The following is a 14,284-nucleotide window of genomic DNA, read 5'->3' as shown; positions in this document are numbered from 1 at the left end:
CGAGGATGTCCTCGTATCCTCCGACGTTCAAGGACGCGACATGAGTCTCACCTACGACCCCGACACCGGACTCGCCCCGCTCGAGTTCGCCGTCACGAAGAACCTCGCCGCCAAGTCGCCCGCCGAGCGTGCGGAGCTGCTGGCCAAGCCCGCGTTCGGCACGACCTTCACCGATCACATGGTGCACATCTGCTGGTCGCTGGAGCACGGCTGGCACCGCCCGAGCGTCCTGCCCTACGGCAAGCTGTCGCTCGATCCCGCCGCCGCGGTGCTGCACTACGGCCAGGAGATCTTCGAGGGCATCAAGGCGTACCGGCACGCGGACGGCTCCATCCACACGTTCCGTCCCGACCAGAACGGCCGGCGCCTGCAGCGGTCCGCGCGGCGCCTCGCCCTCCCGGAGCTGCCGGTCGAGCACTTCATCCAGTCGCTGCGCGAGATCATCGCCGTCGACGGCGAGTGGGTCCCCTCCGGCGACGACCAGAGCCTCTACCTGCGGCCGTTCATGTTCGCCCGGGAGGCCTTCCTCGGTGTGCGGCCCGCGCACAAGGTCGCGTACTACGTCATCGCATCGCCGGTCGGCGCCTACTTCAAGGGGGGCGCCAAGCCGGTGTCGATCTGGCTCAGCGAGGAGTACTCGCGCGCCGGGAAGGGCGGCACCGGTGCCGCCAAAACCGGCGGGAACTACGCGGCGAGCCTCCTGCCGCAGGCCGAGGCGTACGAGGAGGGCTGCGACCAGGTTGTCTTCCTCGACCAGGACCGCAACGTGGAAGAGCTCGGCGGCATGAACGTCGTGTTCGTCTACAAGGACGGCACCATCGTCACGCCGCAGTCCGACTCGATCCTCGAGGGCATCACGCGCGACTCGCTGCTGCAGCTGGCCATCGATCGCGGCCACAAGGTCGTCGGTCGCGCCATCTCCATCGACGAGTGGCGTCAGGGTGTCGCCTCCGGCGACATCGTCGAGGTGTTCGCCTGCGGCACCGCCGCGGTCGTCGCCCCGATCGGCGAGCTCAAGGGCCGCGACTTCATCGACGAGCAGCCGCTGGGGTCGCTGGCGCTGTCGCTGCGCGAGGAGCTCACCGACATCCAGTACGGCCGGCGCGAGGACAGGCACGGCTGGATGCTGCGGCTCGACGCGTAGCGTGACGCCAGCGCCTAGGCTGAGCGGGTGAGAATCGCGCGCTTCAGCCACCAGGACGCCATCCGCTACGGCATCGTCGACGGCACCGAGCTCGTCGTGCTCGCCGGCGACCCGATGTTCGCCGGCTTCGAGACCACGGGCGAGCGCGTGCCGCTGGGCGACGCGGCGCTGCTGGCGCCGGTGATCCCGCGGTCGAAGGTCGTGTGCGTGGGCAAGAACTATCACGACCACGCCGCCGAGATGGGCGGCGCAGCCCCTGCCGAGCCCCTGCTGTTCCTCAAGCCCAACACGTCGGTGATCGGTCCGGGGGACACGATCGTGCGTCCGCCCCAGTCGCAGGAGACGCACTTCGAGGGCGAGCTGGCGGCCGTGATCGGCCGCATCGCCAAGAACGTCTCCGCCGACGACGCGCTCGACTACGTCTTCGGCTACACCATCGCCAACGATGTCACAGCCCGCGACCTGCAGCGCAGCGACGGGCAGTGGTCGCGCGCGAAGGGGTTCGACACGTTCTGCCCGCTCGGTCCCGCGATCGAGACCGAGTTCGACCTCGTTGCGGCGCGCCTGCAGACGCGCCGCAACGGCGAGGTCGCGCAGGACGCCCCGCTCACCGACATGATCCACTCGGTCGCCGACATCATCGCGTACGCGTCGGCGGTGTTCACGCTGCTTCCCGGCGACGTCATCCTCACCGGCACGCCCGCGGGCGTGGGGCCGTTCACGGCGGGCGACACACTGGAAGTCGAGATCACCGGCCTGGGGACGCTGCGCAACCCCACCCGCGACGCGTAGGTGCGCGGCACCGCCCGCGCGCGTAGATTCGTGCGATGACCACGATCCCGCAAGCGTCGCAGCTCGCTCCCGCCGCCGTCGCGCGCGTGCAGCGCCGCACCGTCTGGGTGCTCTCGCTCGGGCAGATCCTCGGCGGTCTCGCCTTCGGCGCGACGGTCTCGCTCGGCGCGATCCTGGCGGCGGAGCTCTCGGGCGACGACGCCTTCTCCGGGCTCGCCGCCGCCGGGGTCACGCTGGGCACGGCGGTGCTCGCCGTTCCGCTCGCAGCGCTCGCGCAGCGATGGGGTCGGCGCCTGGCCCTCACGATCGGCATGGCGATCGCCCTGGTCGGCGTGGCGTTCGTGGTCGTCGCCGTCGCGATCGGCTCGTTCCCGCTGCTGCTGGTGGCGTTCGGTCTCATCGGGTCCGGCCAGGCGGCCAATCTGCAGACGCGCTTCGCGGCGGCCGATCTGTCCACCGACGCCACCCGCGGGCGCGATCTGTCGGTCGTCGTCTGGGCCACCACGATCGGCGCGGTGCTCGGGCCCAACCTGGTCGGCCCGGGGGAGGTGCTCGGTCAGCTCTTCGGCATGCCCGACCTCACCGGCCCGTACCTGTTCACGATCGTGGCGCAGATCCTCGCGATCGCGCTGTATCTGGCCGCACTGCGGCCCGATCCGCTCCTGCTCGCGCAGCGCGTCGTCTCGGCGGCGGGCGGAAGCGGCACCGCGATCGCGCGCGCCGACCGCCCCATGGCCGCGCGGTTCGCGATCTTCGCGATCGCGGCAGCCCACGGTGTGATGGTGTCGGTCATGGCGATGACGCCGGTGCACCTGCTGCATCATGGCGAGACACTGTCGATCATCGGGCTCACGATCAGCCTGCACATCGCCGGCATGTTCGCCCTCTCGCCGGTGTTCGGCATCCTCGCCGACCGCGTCGGGCGGGTGGCGACCGTGCTGCTCGGACAGGTGCTGCTGGCGGCGGCTCTGATCACGGCGTCGTTCGGTCAGGAGTCCACCGTCGCGGTGACCGTGGGCCTCGTGCTGCTGGGTCTCGGCTGGAGCGCCGCCACCGTCGCGGGCTCGACCCTGCTGACCGAGGCGTCGTCCGAGCAGCGGCGCACCCGCCGGCAGGGCCTGAGCGACCTGTTGATGAGCCTCGTGGGCGCGATCGGGGCGATCCTCGCCGGCGTCGTGCTCGGCTGGATCGGGTATGGCGGCCTCGCGCTCCTGGCCGGGATCGCCGTGGTCGCGGTCGTCGCGCTCGCGCCGCTGGGGCGTCGGCCGGCGACCCGGGACTGATCACCGCATCAGAGCAGCGCGGCGCGCGGGCGCAGTGCGCGCACCGCATCGTCGACGTCGTCGGCGTCGTTGAAGAGGTGGAATGCCACCCGCGCACGCCCCGCCCGGCCCGATGCGACGATCCCGGCAGCCGACAGGCGCGCGAGATCGTCTCCGTCGGGATCGTCCCAGGTGACGATGGCGCTCTCGCGCACCGGGGTCGGAAGCTCGAGCCCCTGACGGAACTCACGTGCCAGCGCCGTCGCGTGCTCATGGAGCGCGGATGCCTCCAGCCCGGCGAAGATCTCGAGCGCCGGCGCCGCGCCGACGAACGCCTGCCACGCCGGCGACACGTCGAACCGCGACGCATCCGGGGCGAGGGCGATGTCATGGCCGTAGCAGGACGACCACGGGTCGGCGCCGGCGTACCAGCCCGCGTGGACGGGGCGCAGCGCCTGCTGGAAGTCCTGGCTGACGGCGAGGAACGCCACGCCGCGCGGGGCGCACAGCCACTTGTACGCGTGGCAGACCAGCGCGTCGAACCGCGTCGCATCGACCGGAAGCCACCCCACCGCCTGGGTCGCATCGCAGAGCAGGCGTGCGCCGTGTGCGCGCGCCGCCGCGACGAGAGCGTCGACATCCGCCACGTCGCCGGTCGCCGACTGCACGAGCGAGAAGGCGACGAGTGCGGTCTGCGTCGTCACCGCCTCAGCCAGCGCGGCGAGGGGAGCGGTGCGCACGTCGTGCCCGGCGTGCAGGAACGGCAGCATCACCGAGGAGAAGTCGCCCTCGGGGCATAGGACCACCGCGCCCGGCGGGAGGGCCGCGGCGATCAGCGACACGAGCACCGAGGTCTGCGAGCCGATCGCGACGCGGCCGGTGTCGACGCCGACGAGGCGGGCGAACGCCGCGCGGGAACGCTCGACGGCGTCGCAGTAGCCGGCGATGTCGGGCCGGCCGGCCGCGGATTCCTCCGCGTCGCGGACCATCGCATCGCGCGCGGCGCGGGGCGGCAGTCCGGTCGTGCAGGCGGCGAGGTAGCCCCGGCCGCCCGCGAACGCGTCACGTCCGAGCGCGGTCGTGACGGTGTGCGGTCTCGTCATGGTGGGCATGCCGTCCAGGCTGGCCGAGGCTGTTCCATTGGTCCAGAGCAGGTTGTCTATCGAACCCATGCGTGCGCGTTATGATTACGTCCATGACGCAGCCGGCGCTGGACGATCCCGACCTCGATGTGCAGGCGCTCCGGGTGGTCAAGGCCGTCGGCGACGAGGGATCGATCACCGGCGCCGCCGCGGCCCTCGGGTACAGTCAGCCCGCGATCAGTCAGCTGCTCAAGCGCCTCGAGCTGCGGCTCGGCGTGCCGCTGGTCGAGCGGGTGGGTCGCTCGGTGCGGCTCACCGACGCCGGGCGCGTGCTGGCCCGCCACGCGCCCGCGGTCACGACGGCGCTCGACGCGGCCGCCGGAGAGCTCGCCGAGCTGCGCGGGCTGCGCAGCGGCGTCGTCCGCCTGGCCGGATTCCCGTCGGCGTCGCCCACCGTGATCCCGCACCTGCTCGCCGATCTCGCCGACCGGCATCCCGGAGTCTCGGTGACCTATGTCGAGGCCGAGCCGCCGGAAGCGGTGCAGGCGGTCCGCGAGGATCGCGTCGACATCGCCCTCACCTTCAGCTATCCGGGGGACCGGAACGACCCCCACGGCGCGAGCGCGCGCGGGCTCGCCGTCCACGCGATCGGCCGCGACGATCTGCTCGCCGTGCTTCCCGAGGGGCATCGGGCCGCGGCATCCGAGTCGGTCGATGTCGGCGCGCTGGCAGGCGAGAGCTGGATCGCCGGCTGTCCGCGCTGCCGCGGGCACCTGATGGAGCTGTGCGGGCGCGCCGGGTTCGAGCCGATGATCGCCTTCGAGACCGACAACGTGCTGGCCGTGCACGGGCTCGTGGCCCAGGGGATCGGCGTGGCCACCCTGCCGCGGCTGGCCGTGGCATCCCTCTCACCGCTGCACGGCGTGGTCGCCCGGCCGCTTCCCGACACGGAGCGGCGCACGCTGCACGTCGTCATGGCCCACGGCGCTGAGCGGGTTCCCGCGGTGCGCACGACTCTCGCTGCGCTCGAGCGGGCGCTGGCCGCGGTGTCCGCTGCCGCGGCGGACTAAAATCGAACGGATGCCTGCCTCACCCGATCCCCGCACCACGACCGCGACCGGCGCCGACGTGCGCGTGCGGTTCTGCCCGTCGCCCACCGGCCTCCCGCACGTCGGCATGGTCCGCACCGCCCTGTACAACTGGGCGTACGCGCGCCACACCGGCGGGAAGCTCGTCTTCCGGGTCGAAGACACCGACGCCGCGCGCGACAGCGAGGAGAGCTACCGGCAGCTGGTCGACGCGCTCACCTGGCTGAAGATCGACTGGGACGAGGGCGTGGAGGTCGGCGGACCGCACGCGCCGTACCGGCAGTCGGAGCGGATGGATGTCTACGCCGACGTGCTCGACAGGCTCAAGGCCACCGGTGCCGTCTACGAGTCGTACTCGACCGCCGAGGAGATCGACGCGCGCAACGAGGCGGCGGGCCGGCCCAAGCAGCTCGGCTACGACAACCACGACCGTCACCTCACCGATGAGCAGAAGGCCGCGTTCCGTGCCGAGGGGCGCGAGCCCGCCTGGCGCCTGCGGGTGCCGGACGAGGACATCACGTACGTCGACCTCATCCGCGGCGAGGTCACCTTTCCAGCCGGATCCTTCCCGGACTTCGTCGTCGTGCGCGCCGGCGGGCGGCCGCTGTACACGTTCACGAACCCGGTCGACGACGCGCTCATGGGCATCACGCACGTCATCCGCGGCGAGGACATCATGCCCTCGACCGCGCGCCAGCTCGTGCTGTACGCCGCGCTCATCGACGCCGGGGTCACCACCTTCGTGCCGCGTTTCGCGCACATGCCGCTGGTGCTGGGGGAGACCGGCACCAAGAAGCTCTCCAAGCGCGACCCGAAGGCCGACCTGTTCCTGCAGCGCGAGAAGGGGTTCATCCACGAGGGACTCCTGAACTACCTGGCGCTGCTCGGCTGGTCGATCGCGCCCGATCGCGATGTCTTCACGCTCGACGAGTTCGTCGCCGCGTTCGACATCGCCGACGTGAACCCCAACCCGGCGCGGTTCGACCAGAAGAAGGCCGAGTCGATAAACGGCGACCACATCCGGATGCTCGAGCCCGCCGACTTCGCCGAGCGCATCGTGCCGTATCTCGCGGCAGCCGGTGTCATCGGCGAACAGCCGACGGCCGTCGAGTCAGCGCTGATCGCGAAGGCGGCGCCGCTCGTGCAGGAGCGGGTGCAGCTGCTGGGCGAGGTGCCCGGGATGCTGGGCTTCCTGTTCGCCGACGAGGTCGAGTACGCCGAGGATGCGCTCAGATCACTGCCCGACGACGCCGGTCAGGTGCTCGTCGCGTCGGTCGGCGCCCTGGAGCTCGTGCCCGAGGCGGAGTTCACGGCCGCCGCCGTGCAGGAGGCGCTGTCGACCGCGCTGATCGAGGGTCTCGGCCTCAAGCCCCGGGTCGCTTATGGTCCGGCGCGGGTCGCGGTGAGCGGGCGCCGCGTGTCGCCGCCGCTGTTCGAGTCGATGGAGCTGCTGGGCAAGGCCGAGTCGATCCGCCGGCTCGGCGCCCTGGTCCAGCACCTCGGCCTCTCGTAGCCCCGGCCGCCGAGCCAGCGGCGCAGCCGCCCGTCCCGGTCGTCGAGCGCGCGGCGCAGCCGCCCGTCCCGGTCGTCGAGCGCGCGGCGCAGCCGCCTCTCCCGGTCGTTGAGCGAGCGGCCCGGCCGTCCTTCCCGGTCGTTGAGCGAGCGGCGCCGCCGCCGGTCCCGGGGGTCGAGTGCGCGGCCCGGCCGCCTCTCCCGGTCGTTGAGCGAGCGGCGCCGCCGCGAGACGAAACGCACGCCCACCGATTCGCGGGCCCTCGCCGCGTGGTCTAGACTGGACCTTCGGTACGGCTTCGGCCGACACCCCGTGGGGTATGGTGTAATTGGCAACACGGCTGATTCTGGTTCAGTTGTTCTTGGTTCGAGTCCAGGTACCCCAGCCACAGACCCGGCCGCCTCGAAGGCTGGAACGAGCGCTACAGTTCGTCCATGAGGTGTCCTGGGGTCCTCGTCCTCGCGGTGCTGCTGCTGGCCGGCTGTACGGCCGACCCTGCGCCGCCCACGCCGACGATGTCGACCCCTGTTCCAGCGGCGGAAGGATGCCCCGCGGGAACGACTCTGCGCAACGAGCTCTGCCTCGCCGACGGCGCTGTCGCGGAGGCGCTCAGCGACATCGTCCACGCGCAGTTCGCCGACGCACAGCTGAACGCGGTCGTCGCCGGCGTCTGGCACGACGGTGAGCCGGTGCTCGTCGGGGCGCTCGGCGAGTCGATGACCGGCGTGCCGGCAACCGCCGACATGCACCACCTCCTCGGGAACCTGTCGACGCCGATGTTCACGACTGTGGTCCTGCAGCAGGTCGAGGCCGGCGCGCTGTCGCTCGACGATCCCCTCTCCACCTGGTTCCCGGACCTGCCCGCGGCCGACCAGGTCACGATCGACATGCTGCTGCACCACACCAGCGGCTACCGGCACTACACCGAGATCCCGGCGTTCCTCGATCGGCTGTGGGCGGACCCGTTCCAGCACTGGGAGATCCAGGACCTCGTCGACATCGGCGTCGCCGGGGGACCCGTCTTCACCCCGGGCACCGACTGGCTGTTCTCGGACACCAACACGCTCATCCTCCAAGAGGTGATCGAGGAGGTGACCGGGCGCCCGGCCGGCGAGCTGCTGAAGGAAGACATCTTCGACGTCCTCGGCATGGCTGACTCGACCGCCGCCTTCGACGCGAACTGGCCGTCTCCCGTGCTCCACGGGTACAGCGACGAACGCGGCGTCTGGGAGGACGTCACCCACTGGAGTCCCACCTGGACGTACACGGCGGGCGGCGTGGGTGCCGACCAGGAGGACGTGCGCGTGTTCCTGGATGCTCTCGGCGAGGGCTCGCTGCTGAGCCCCGAGCTGCATGCGCTGCAATTCGCACCCAGCACCGCGGGCCTCGGTCCGTGGACCGATGAGCAGTACTGGGCCATGGGCTTCCTCCAGCTGGATGGCTGGGTGTTCCTCAACCCGGGCCTGTCCGGCTACTACGGCGCCGGCGGCACCATCCCGGAGGAGGGCTGGACGATGGTCGTCTACACGACCGCGAGCGAGACCGGCGATCAGTCGCAGCCGACGGCGACCGACATCTTCCGGCAGTTCACGGCCGTCGTCACGCCGGAGCACTCGCTCGCCCGATAGCCACCGCGGTCGCTGCCGGGCTACGCGAGCATCATGAACAGCTTCTCGAGCTCGTCGGTGGTCAGTCCTTCTTCCGCGGCGGCCGACTCGGGATCGGCGAGACAGTCCTTCATCGCGGTGGAGACGATCGCGAAGCCGGCACGGTCGAGCGCGGAAGAGACGGCGGAGAGCTGCGTGACGACGTCGCGGCAGGGTCTGCCATCCTCGACGGCGGCGATCACCGCATCGAGCTGGCCGCGGGCCCGACGGAGCCGGTTGAGGATCCGGCGCTGAGCCTCGGCGTCAGTGGTGATCATGTTCCCTCCTTCGCGCGCAGGGATGCGGCATCCCGGTTCTCATCCGCGCGCCCTCTGCTCGGCGACCTTGGCATGCACCTCGTCCATGTCCAGGCCCTTCACGGCGGTGATGACCTGCTCCAGCGCGGGCGCGGGCAGAGCGCCCGGCTGCGCGAAGACGAGGACGCCCTCGCGGAACGCCATGAGGGTCGGGATCGACGTGATCTGGAACCCCGCGGCGAGCTCCCGCTCGGCTTCGGTGTCGACCTTCGCGAACGTGACATCGGCGTGGGTCTCGGACGCCTTCTCGTAGACGGGGGCGAAGCTGCGGCAGGGACCGCACCACGCGGCCCAGAAGTCGATCAGGACGATGTCGTTGTCTTCGATCGTCGACGAGAAGGTGTCTTTGGTGATGTCAAGGGTGGCCATGGGTCCATTCTATACCCCTGGGGGTTTATCGGGACGCTCAGGCGGCGACCGCGCCCGCCGGCGCGGTCGCCGGCGTCGAGCCCGGTGCCTGCAGCCAGCCCAGGTACGAGCCCTCGAGTTCGATGACCTCGAACCCGGCGCGGCGCAGCGCGCTCGCGGCGACCGAGTTCCGTGCGCCGCTGCGGCAGTAGGCGACGATCGTGCCGCCGTCGGGCAGCTGATCGGTGTGCCACAGGACACGGCCGGCGCTGAGCTGGACGGCCCCCGGGATGTGTCCTTCGGCGTACTCCGTCCTGTTGCGCACATCCAGGAGCAGGTCGTGCTCGAACCGGTCGAGCTCGGTCGGTGCGAGCGTCGGCGGAATGGTCAGCTCGAGGCCCTCCAGCGACCGGATGAAGCCGTCGACGGTGTCGATGCCCACGCGGACGAGATGGTCGCGCAGCTCGGCGGCGACCTCACGGTCGTCTGCCAGGAGCACGAGGGGGCGGGCCTCGGTGTCGGGGTCGCACGCCCATGAGGCATACGTCGCGGCCTTCCGGATGCCGGGCACGTTCAGTGAGCGCGGCACGGTGCCGCTGTGCACCTCGGTGTGGTGGCGGGTGTCGACGAAGATGACGTCGTCGGCGGCGAGGCGCGGGCGCAGGCCTGCAGCGGTGTACTCGATCAGCTCGCGCTGGGGCAGAAGCGCCGGGCCGAGCTTGTTCTGCTCCTTCATGCGGCCGAAGTACGCGTGGGCGTCGGGCTGCCCGCTGAGCAGCTCGTCGACGAAGCCCCGCTCGTCGTCCTCGCGCAGGTACGGGGCCCACCAGGAGAACGTGCGCTCGTACCCGACGGTCGTGGCCGCGACCGCGCCGAGAGCCTTGCCGCACGCGCTTCCCGAACCGTGCGCCGGCAGGAGCTGCACGTAGTCGGGCAGGGTCAGGAGCTTCTCGCGCAGGCTCCGGAACAGGTCGCGTGCGCCGTCGAACCGGGTATCGACGCCGCCGGCGGCCTCGTCGAGCAGGTCGGGGCGGCCCAGATCCCCGACGAACACGAAGTCTCCGGTGAGCATGAACCCGGGTTCGGATGCCTGGGCGCCGTCGGTCACCAGGAACGACAGATGCTCGGGGGTGTGACCGGGCGTGTGCACGGCCCTCAGCACGACGTTGCCGAGCACGATCTCATGGCCGTCCTTCATCCGCACCGCTGCGTCGAAGGCGGCACCGTATGTCCAGTCGGGCCCGCCTTCGTCGGAGACATGCATCCGGGCGCCTGTGGCGGCGGCAAGCTCCCGCGTGCCCGAGAGGTAGTCGGCGTGGATGTGCGTCTCGGTGACGACGGCGATCGTCATCCCGTTCCTGCGGGCGAGTTCGAGATACACAGCGATGTCGCGGCGCGGGTCGACCACGATCGCCTCGCCGGTCGCCTGGCAGCCGATGAAGTAGCTGGCCTGGGCGAGATCCTCGTCATAGATGCGTTCCAGCAGCACGTCAGCTCCCCGCCGTGGTCGATCGTCCGAACAGACGCGAGAAGAAGCCGCCGCGGGCCTGGCGGGCTGCCTCGATCTCGCTCGTGGGGTGGCTTCCGTCGCACCACTGCGCCGCGGGAACGGTCAGCCTGACGGCGGTGACGTGCTGACCGCATCCGGTCCACGTCGTCTTCCGGCACACGCGACACCGGATCGGCTGGCACATGCTCTCTCCTTCCATGATACCCCTAGGGGTATAGCGACAAGAAACACTATACCCCAGGGGGTTTCATGTCGGGTGCGTGCCGGGCTACACGATGCCCGGGACACGGTAGCGCCGTCGATACACACCGGGGCTCACCCCGGTGGTGCGCTTGAACAGCCGACTGAAGAATGCTGCGTCCTCGTAGCCGACGTGCCTGCCGACGGCTTCCACAGAGTCTTCGGTCCGCTCCAGACGGCGCTTCGCTTCGTCGATGCGGATTCGCTGCACGTAGGCGAGCGGACTGAGGCCCGTGGCGTGCGCGAAGCGCCGTTTGAAGGTCCGCACGGCCAGGCCCGAACGCGCCGCCAGCTGCTCGACGGGCCGTGCCACCGAGTAGTTGCTGCGCAGCCAGTCCTGCGCGTCTGCGATGACGGCGTCGCCGTGGTCGCGCCGCCCCTCGAACAGCGTGTACGGGGCGAGGCCGTCCTGATGCCACTGCAGTGCGAACATCCGAGCCGCCTCCTGCGCCACACTCGCGCCGACGAGCCGGCTGATCAGGTAGATCACGAGGTCATGCCAGGTCGTCGATGCGCCTGATGTGATGAGCTCGTCGTGGTCACCGGCGACCACGAGCGCGCGTTCGGGGTGGATGCGCACCCGGGGAAAGGACGCACGCAGGCGTGACGCGTAGTCGTAGTGGACCGTCACGTCGCGGTCGTCGAACAGACCGGTCTCGGCCAGTGCGAAGATCCCCGAACACGCCGAGCACAGCAGAGCGCCCCGATCGTGCATGCGGGAAGCCCACTCGACCAGCTGGGGATGGCGGCCGGTCTGCCAGCCCTCCGGGTCGAGCAGTATGGACGGCACCACGACGATGTCGGTCGTCTGGATGTCGGCGACGCTGCGCGCGACGGGCACGGGCACGCCGCTCACACCGAGCAGAGATCCCGCGGCCTCGCCGACGATCTCGGTGCGAAACGGCGGCGCTGCCGCGGAGCCCGCAATGCCCATCAGCCCGAGTGAATTCAGCACGTCGTACACGCCGAACATGGTTGCGACGCCGGTCTCCGGGAGAGCCACGATGCTGACGCGGAGCGAAGGATCGGCCACGGTGCACCTCCTGCAGTGATCATCGTGGCACGAATGGACAGAACGAGGGTCGAGTTGCCACTGCCTTTCGCAGCGTGCTCTGTCGAGCATGGAGTCATCCGAATAATTCGACAGAAAGTGATCACATGACGAAGACCATCGACCAGACAGAGCTCCAGGCGTTCACGCTGCGAGCGATCGACGACCTGGGTGCCGGGTACCTGGGCGTGATGGTGAGCCTGGGCTCTCGCCTCGGCCTCTACCGCGCGCTGGCAGGTGCCGGTCCGGTGACGTCGCACGAGCTCGCCGAACGCACGGGCACGGCGGAGCGATACGTGCGGGACTGGCTGCACTCGCAGGCAGCCGCCGGGTACCTCACCTACCACCCGACGAGCGGATCCTTCGAGTTGAGCGACGAGCACGCGATGGTGCTCGCCGACGAGACGAGCCCGGTCTATCTCCCGCCGGCGTGGAATGTGCCCGCTGCGATGTGGGCAGGGGAGTCGAAGGCGCTGCGCGCCTTCACAACCGGCGAGGGCATCGCGTGGGGCGACCACGACCCCCGCCTCGCCCACGGGTCGGCCGCGTTCTACCGCAACGGCTATCGTGCGAGTCTGGTGTCGCAATGGCTGCCTGCTCTCGACGGGGTGGTCGGCGCCCTCGAGCGCGGCATCGCCGTCGCCGATGTCGGAGCGGGCCATGGACACACGACGGTCCTCATGGCCGAGGCGTTCCCGAACTCGCGCTTCTACGGCTTCGACAGCCACGCGCCCTCGATCGCCGAGGCGACCCGGAACGCGCGGGAGGCGGGGGTCTCGGAGCGGGTGGAGTTCGAGGAGGCGGATGCCGCCTCCTACAGCCCGCGGGGGTTCGGCCTGATCTGCTTCTTCGACGCGCTGCACGACATGGGGGACCCGGTCGGCGTCCTGCGGCATGCCGTGGATGCGCTCGCCCCGGACGGAACCGTGCTGCTGGTCGAGCCGTATGCGGCCGACCGGCTGGAGGACAACCTGACCGGCGTGACGCAGATGTACTACGCGGCATCCAGCATGATCTGCACCGCGCACTCCCTCGCTGACGGCGGCGAGCTCGTCCTGGGCGCCCAGGCGGGCGAGGCGCGTCTGCGCGCGGTGCTGCACCGGGCCGGGCTGGACCAGGTCCGGGTCGTCGCCGAGACGCCGTTCAATCTCATCATCGAAGCCAGGCGGTGAGGCTCGCCGCCTCATGCGCATGGCAGGTGCCTCGGCTGACATCAGCCGGGGCACCCCCCGCGCTTCAGTTGCCGGGTTCGATCCCGTTCTGCCGCGCGTGGAGCGCGCGGATCTCCTCGCTGAGCTCGGGTGCGGGCCCCGCGACCGCAACGGCGGGAGCGACCGTGGTGATGGGAAGAGCGGCGACCGGGCCTTCGCCGAGTCCCCACTCGCGGCGCCACTCGGTCAGCTGTCGGCTGCTGGCACCGTAGACGATCCGGCCCAGACCCACCCACGCGTGGGCGGCGGCGCACATCGGGCAGTGCTCGCCCGACGTGTAGACCGTGGCCTGTGCGCGCTGCTGCGGCGTGAGGTGGACCGCCGCCCAGCGCGCGATCTCGAACTCCGGATGCCGGGTCTGGTCGCCGCCGGCGGTGCGGTTGCGATCGGCGTACAGCTCTCGCCCGTCGGCGTCGACGAGCACCGATCCGAAGGGTTCGTCGCCTGCCTCGAGGGCTTCGCGGGCGAGGTCGATGCAGCGGCGCAGGTGGCTGAGGTCGTCGGCGGTGAGCGTGGCGGAGGTCATGTCGACACTCAACCATGAAGCGGATGTGCGTGTGCGCGTACCGCATGGCATGATCGCCACGGGTGAGGTCGGACGGGAGATTCATGCTTCGGATAGGTCGTGCGGTCGTGCGTGTCGATGATCTCGGCGGCGCGCTCGCCTTCTACGAGCGGGCTTTCGGCTTCGGCGTGCTGTTCGATCGGGAGCTGTTCCCAGGCTTTCGTTCGGTCCACGTCGGTCCCGGTAGCGCCGGTGAGCCCGGGCTCTGGCTGTTCCCGGTCGAGAGCGCTCGGCCCGATCAGGAGCCGGCGCTCGTCCTGTTCACCGACTCGTTCGACACCGATACGGAGCGCGCCCGCAACGCGGGTGCCCGGGTGCACGCCGAGACAGCCGGCGAGCCGGGGTCTCGGAGTGTGAATCTTCTCGACCCCTGGGGCAATGTCATCGTGCTCGCGGAGGTCTGAAGCTCCGGCGGCCGTGACTCACGTGGTCAGCTCCGCCAGGCACTCCAGGCCGAGCGCCCGGTATTCGGGGTTGTCGTCGCTGCCGTCGAGCAGAAGGAGCGTCACCGCGGC

15 protein-coding genes and 1 tRNA gene are annotated in these 14,284 nt (G+C 70.6%); 9 read left to right on the top strand and 7 right to left on the bottom strand.

The genetic code is table 11. The features are described from left to right. The first annotated feature begins 40 nt into the window (after positions 1-40). Genes ACIWQI_RS00080 through ACIWQI_RS00070 form a run of 3 tightly spaced genes read left to right on the top strand, consistent with a single transcriptional unit; the run spans position 41 to position 3,219 of the window. Complete coding sequence (locus ACIWQI_RS00080) at positions 41-1,144, top strand: branched-chain amino acid aminotransferase (protein WP_396655013.1); 1,104 nt, start codon at positions 41-43, stop codon at positions 1,142-1,144. 27 nt (positions 1,145-1,171) lie between these two features. After that, positions 1,172-1,936, top strand: a complete 765-nt coding sequence (locus tag ACIWQI_RS00075; RefSeq protein ID WP_396655012.1) for a fumarylacetoacetate hydrolase family protein — start codon at positions 1,172-1,174, stop codon at positions 1,934-1,936. Between the two features lie 35 nt (positions 1,937-1,971). Next, positions 1,972-3,219, top strand: a complete 1,248-nt coding sequence (locus tag ACIWQI_RS00070) for an MFS transporter (protein WP_396655011.1) — start codon at positions 1,972-1,974, stop codon at positions 3,217-3,219. An 8-nt stretch (positions 3,220-3,227) separates the two neighbouring features. Here ACIWQI_RS00070 and ACIWQI_RS00065 read toward each other — a convergent pair whose 3' ends face one another. After that, positions 3,228-4,301 (bottom strand): aminotransferase class V-fold PLP-dependent enzyme, encoded by a 1,074-nt coding sequence (locus ACIWQI_RS00065; protein ID WP_396655289.1) that lies wholly within the window; start codon positions 4,299-4,301, stop codon positions 3,228-3,230. A 92-nt stretch (positions 4,302-4,393) separates the two neighbouring features. On the opposite strand from ACIWQI_RS00065, the gene ACIWQI_RS00060 reads away from it, so the two are divergent. The 4 genes from ACIWQI_RS00060 (at position 4,394) to ACIWQI_RS00045 (ending at position 8,509) form a co-directional block, all read left to right on the top strand. Then, the gene (locus ACIWQI_RS00060; protein ID WP_396655010.1) at positions 4,394-5,350 is read left to right on the top strand and encodes a LysR family transcriptional regulator; all 957 of its coding nucleotides are present in this window, start codon (positions 4,394-4,396) and stop codon (positions 5,348-5,350) included. A gap of 10 nt (positions 5,351-5,360) precedes the next feature. Next, on the top strand, positions 5,361-6,881 hold the full coding sequence (gene gltX, locus ACIWQI_RS00055; RefSeq protein ID WP_396655009.1) for a glutamate--tRNA ligase: 1,521 nt from the start codon (positions 5,361-5,363) through the stop codon (positions 6,879-6,881). 313 nt (positions 6,882-7,194) lie between these two features. Continuing rightward, positions 7,195-7,269, top strand: a tRNA-Gln gene (locus ACIWQI_RS00050). Between the two features lie 46 nt (positions 7,270-7,315). Continuing rightward, positions 7,316-8,509: a serine hydrolase domain-containing protein gene (locus tag ACIWQI_RS00045; RefSeq protein ID WP_396655008.1), complete on the top strand. Its 1,194-nt coding sequence runs from the start codon at positions 7,316-7,318 to the stop codon at positions 8,507-8,509. Positions 8,510-8,529: 20 nt separating this feature from the next. Here ACIWQI_RS00045 and ACIWQI_RS00040 read toward each other — a convergent pair whose 3' ends face one another. The 5 genes from ACIWQI_RS00040 to ACIWQI_RS00020 all read right to left on the bottom strand — a co-directional run bounded on the left by ACIWQI_RS00040 (position 8,530) and on the right by ACIWQI_RS00020 (position 11,975). Further along, positions 8,530-8,805, bottom strand: coding sequence for a metal-sensitive transcriptional regulator (locus ACIWQI_RS00040; protein WP_396655007.1), 276 nt, complete (start codon positions 8,803-8,805; stop codon positions 8,530-8,532). Positions 8,806-8,844: 39 nt separating this feature from the next. Then, positions 8,845-9,213 (bottom strand): thioredoxin, encoded by a 369-nt coding sequence (trxA, locus tag ACIWQI_RS00035; RefSeq protein WP_396655006.1) that lies wholly within the window; start codon positions 9,211-9,213, stop codon positions 8,845-8,847. 37 nt (positions 9,214-9,250) lie between these two features. Further along, positions 9,251-10,681: a rhodanese-like domain-containing protein gene (locus tag ACIWQI_RS00030; RefSeq protein WP_396655005.1), complete on the bottom strand. Its 1,431-nt coding sequence runs from the start codon at positions 10,679-10,681 to the stop codon at positions 9,251-9,253. 1 nt (position 10,682) lies between these two features. After that, positions 10,683-10,886, bottom strand: a complete 204-nt coding sequence (locus tag ACIWQI_RS00025) for a hypothetical protein (RefSeq protein ID WP_396655004.1) — start codon at positions 10,884-10,886, stop codon at positions 10,683-10,685. A gap of 84 nt (positions 10,887-10,970) precedes the next feature. Further along, positions 10,971-11,975 carry a GlxA family transcriptional regulator gene (locus ACIWQI_RS00020; protein WP_396655003.1) on the bottom strand — a complete coding sequence of 335 codons (1,005 nt, stop codon included), beginning with the start codon at positions 11,973-11,975 and terminating at the stop codon, positions 10,971-10,973. 125 nt (positions 11,976-12,100) lie between these two features. On the opposite strand from ACIWQI_RS00020, the gene ACIWQI_RS00015 reads away from it, so the two are divergent. Beyond that, entirely contained in the window at positions 12,101-13,165 is a 1,065-nt protein-coding gene (locus ACIWQI_RS00015; protein WP_396655002.1) for a class I SAM-dependent methyltransferase, read from the top strand. A gap of 64 nt (positions 13,166-13,229) precedes the next feature. Here the strand turns inward: ACIWQI_RS00015 and ACIWQI_RS00010 are convergent, their stop codons facing one another. Continuing rightward, positions 13,230-13,730 (bottom strand): nucleoside deaminase, encoded by a 501-nt coding sequence (locus tag ACIWQI_RS00010; protein WP_396655001.1) that lies wholly within the window; start codon positions 13,728-13,730, stop codon positions 13,230-13,232. Between the two features lie 83 nt (positions 13,731-13,813). Between ACIWQI_RS00010 and ACIWQI_RS00005 the strand changes: the two genes are divergently transcribed. Further along, the gene (locus ACIWQI_RS00005; protein WP_396655000.1) at positions 13,814-14,173 is read left to right on the top strand and encodes a VOC family protein; all 360 of its coding nucleotides are present in this window, start codon (positions 13,814-13,816) and stop codon (positions 14,171-14,173) included. The last annotated feature ends 111 nt before the right edge of the window (positions 14,174-14,284 follow it).

Origin of the sequence: Microbacterium sp., assembly GCF_044508325.1 — a bacterium.
In the GTDB taxonomy this organism is placed as follows: Bacteria; Actinomycetota; Actinomycetes; order Actinomycetales; family Microbacteriaceae; genus Microbacterium.
The sequence above is the reverse complement of the archived record's forward strand: the minus strand, read 5'-3'. Positions and strand labels throughout refer to the sequence as shown.

Excerpts from the sequence above, each read along its gene's own strand:
- ACIWQI_RS00080 (WP_396655013.1), top strand. The coding sequence starts at position 41 with ATGAGTCTCACCTACGACCCCGACACCGGACTCGCCCCGCTCGAGTTC.
- ACIWQI_RS00070 (WP_396655011.1), top strand. The coding sequence starts at position 1,972 with ATGACCACGATCCCGCAAGCGTCGCAGCTCGCTCCCGCCGCCGTCGCG.
- ACIWQI_RS00065 (WP_396655289.1), bottom strand. The coding sequence starts at position 4,301 with ATGACGAGACCGCACACCGTCACGACCGCGCTCGGACGTGACGCGTTC.
- ACIWQI_RS00060 (WP_396655010.1), top strand. The coding sequence starts at position 4,394 with ATGACGCAGCCGGCGCTGGACGATCCCGACCTCGATGTGCAGGCGCTC.
- gltX (WP_396655009.1), top strand. The coding sequence starts at position 5,361 with ATGCCTGCCTCACCCGATCCCCGCACCACGACCGCGACCGGCGCCGAC.
- ACIWQI_RS00045 (WP_396655008.1), top strand. The coding sequence starts at position 7,316 with ATGAGGTGTCCTGGGGTCCTCGTCCTCGCGGTGCTGCTGCTGGCCGGC.
- ACIWQI_RS00040 (WP_396655007.1), bottom strand. The coding sequence starts at position 8,805 with ATGATCACCACTGACGCCGAGGCTCAGCGCCGGATCCTCAACCGGCTC.
- trxA (WP_396655006.1), bottom strand. The coding sequence starts at position 9,213 with ATGGCCACCCTTGACATCACCAAAGACACCTTCTCGTCGACGATCGAA.
- ACIWQI_RS00025 (WP_396655004.1), bottom strand. The coding sequence starts at position 10,886 with ATGTGCCAGCCGATCCGGTGTCGCGTGTGCCGGAAGACGACGTGGACC.
- ACIWQI_RS00015 (WP_396655002.1), top strand. The coding sequence starts at position 12,101 with ATGACGAAGACCATCGACCAGACAGAGCTCCAGGCGTTCACGCTGCGA.
- ACIWQI_RS00010 (WP_396655001.1), bottom strand. The coding sequence starts at position 13,730 with ATGACCTCCGCCACGCTCACCGCCGACGACCTCAGCCACCTGCGCCGC.
- ACIWQI_RS00005 (WP_396655000.1), top strand. The coding sequence starts at position 13,814 with ATGCTTCGGATAGGTCGTGCGGTCGTGCGTGTCGATGATCTCGGCGGC.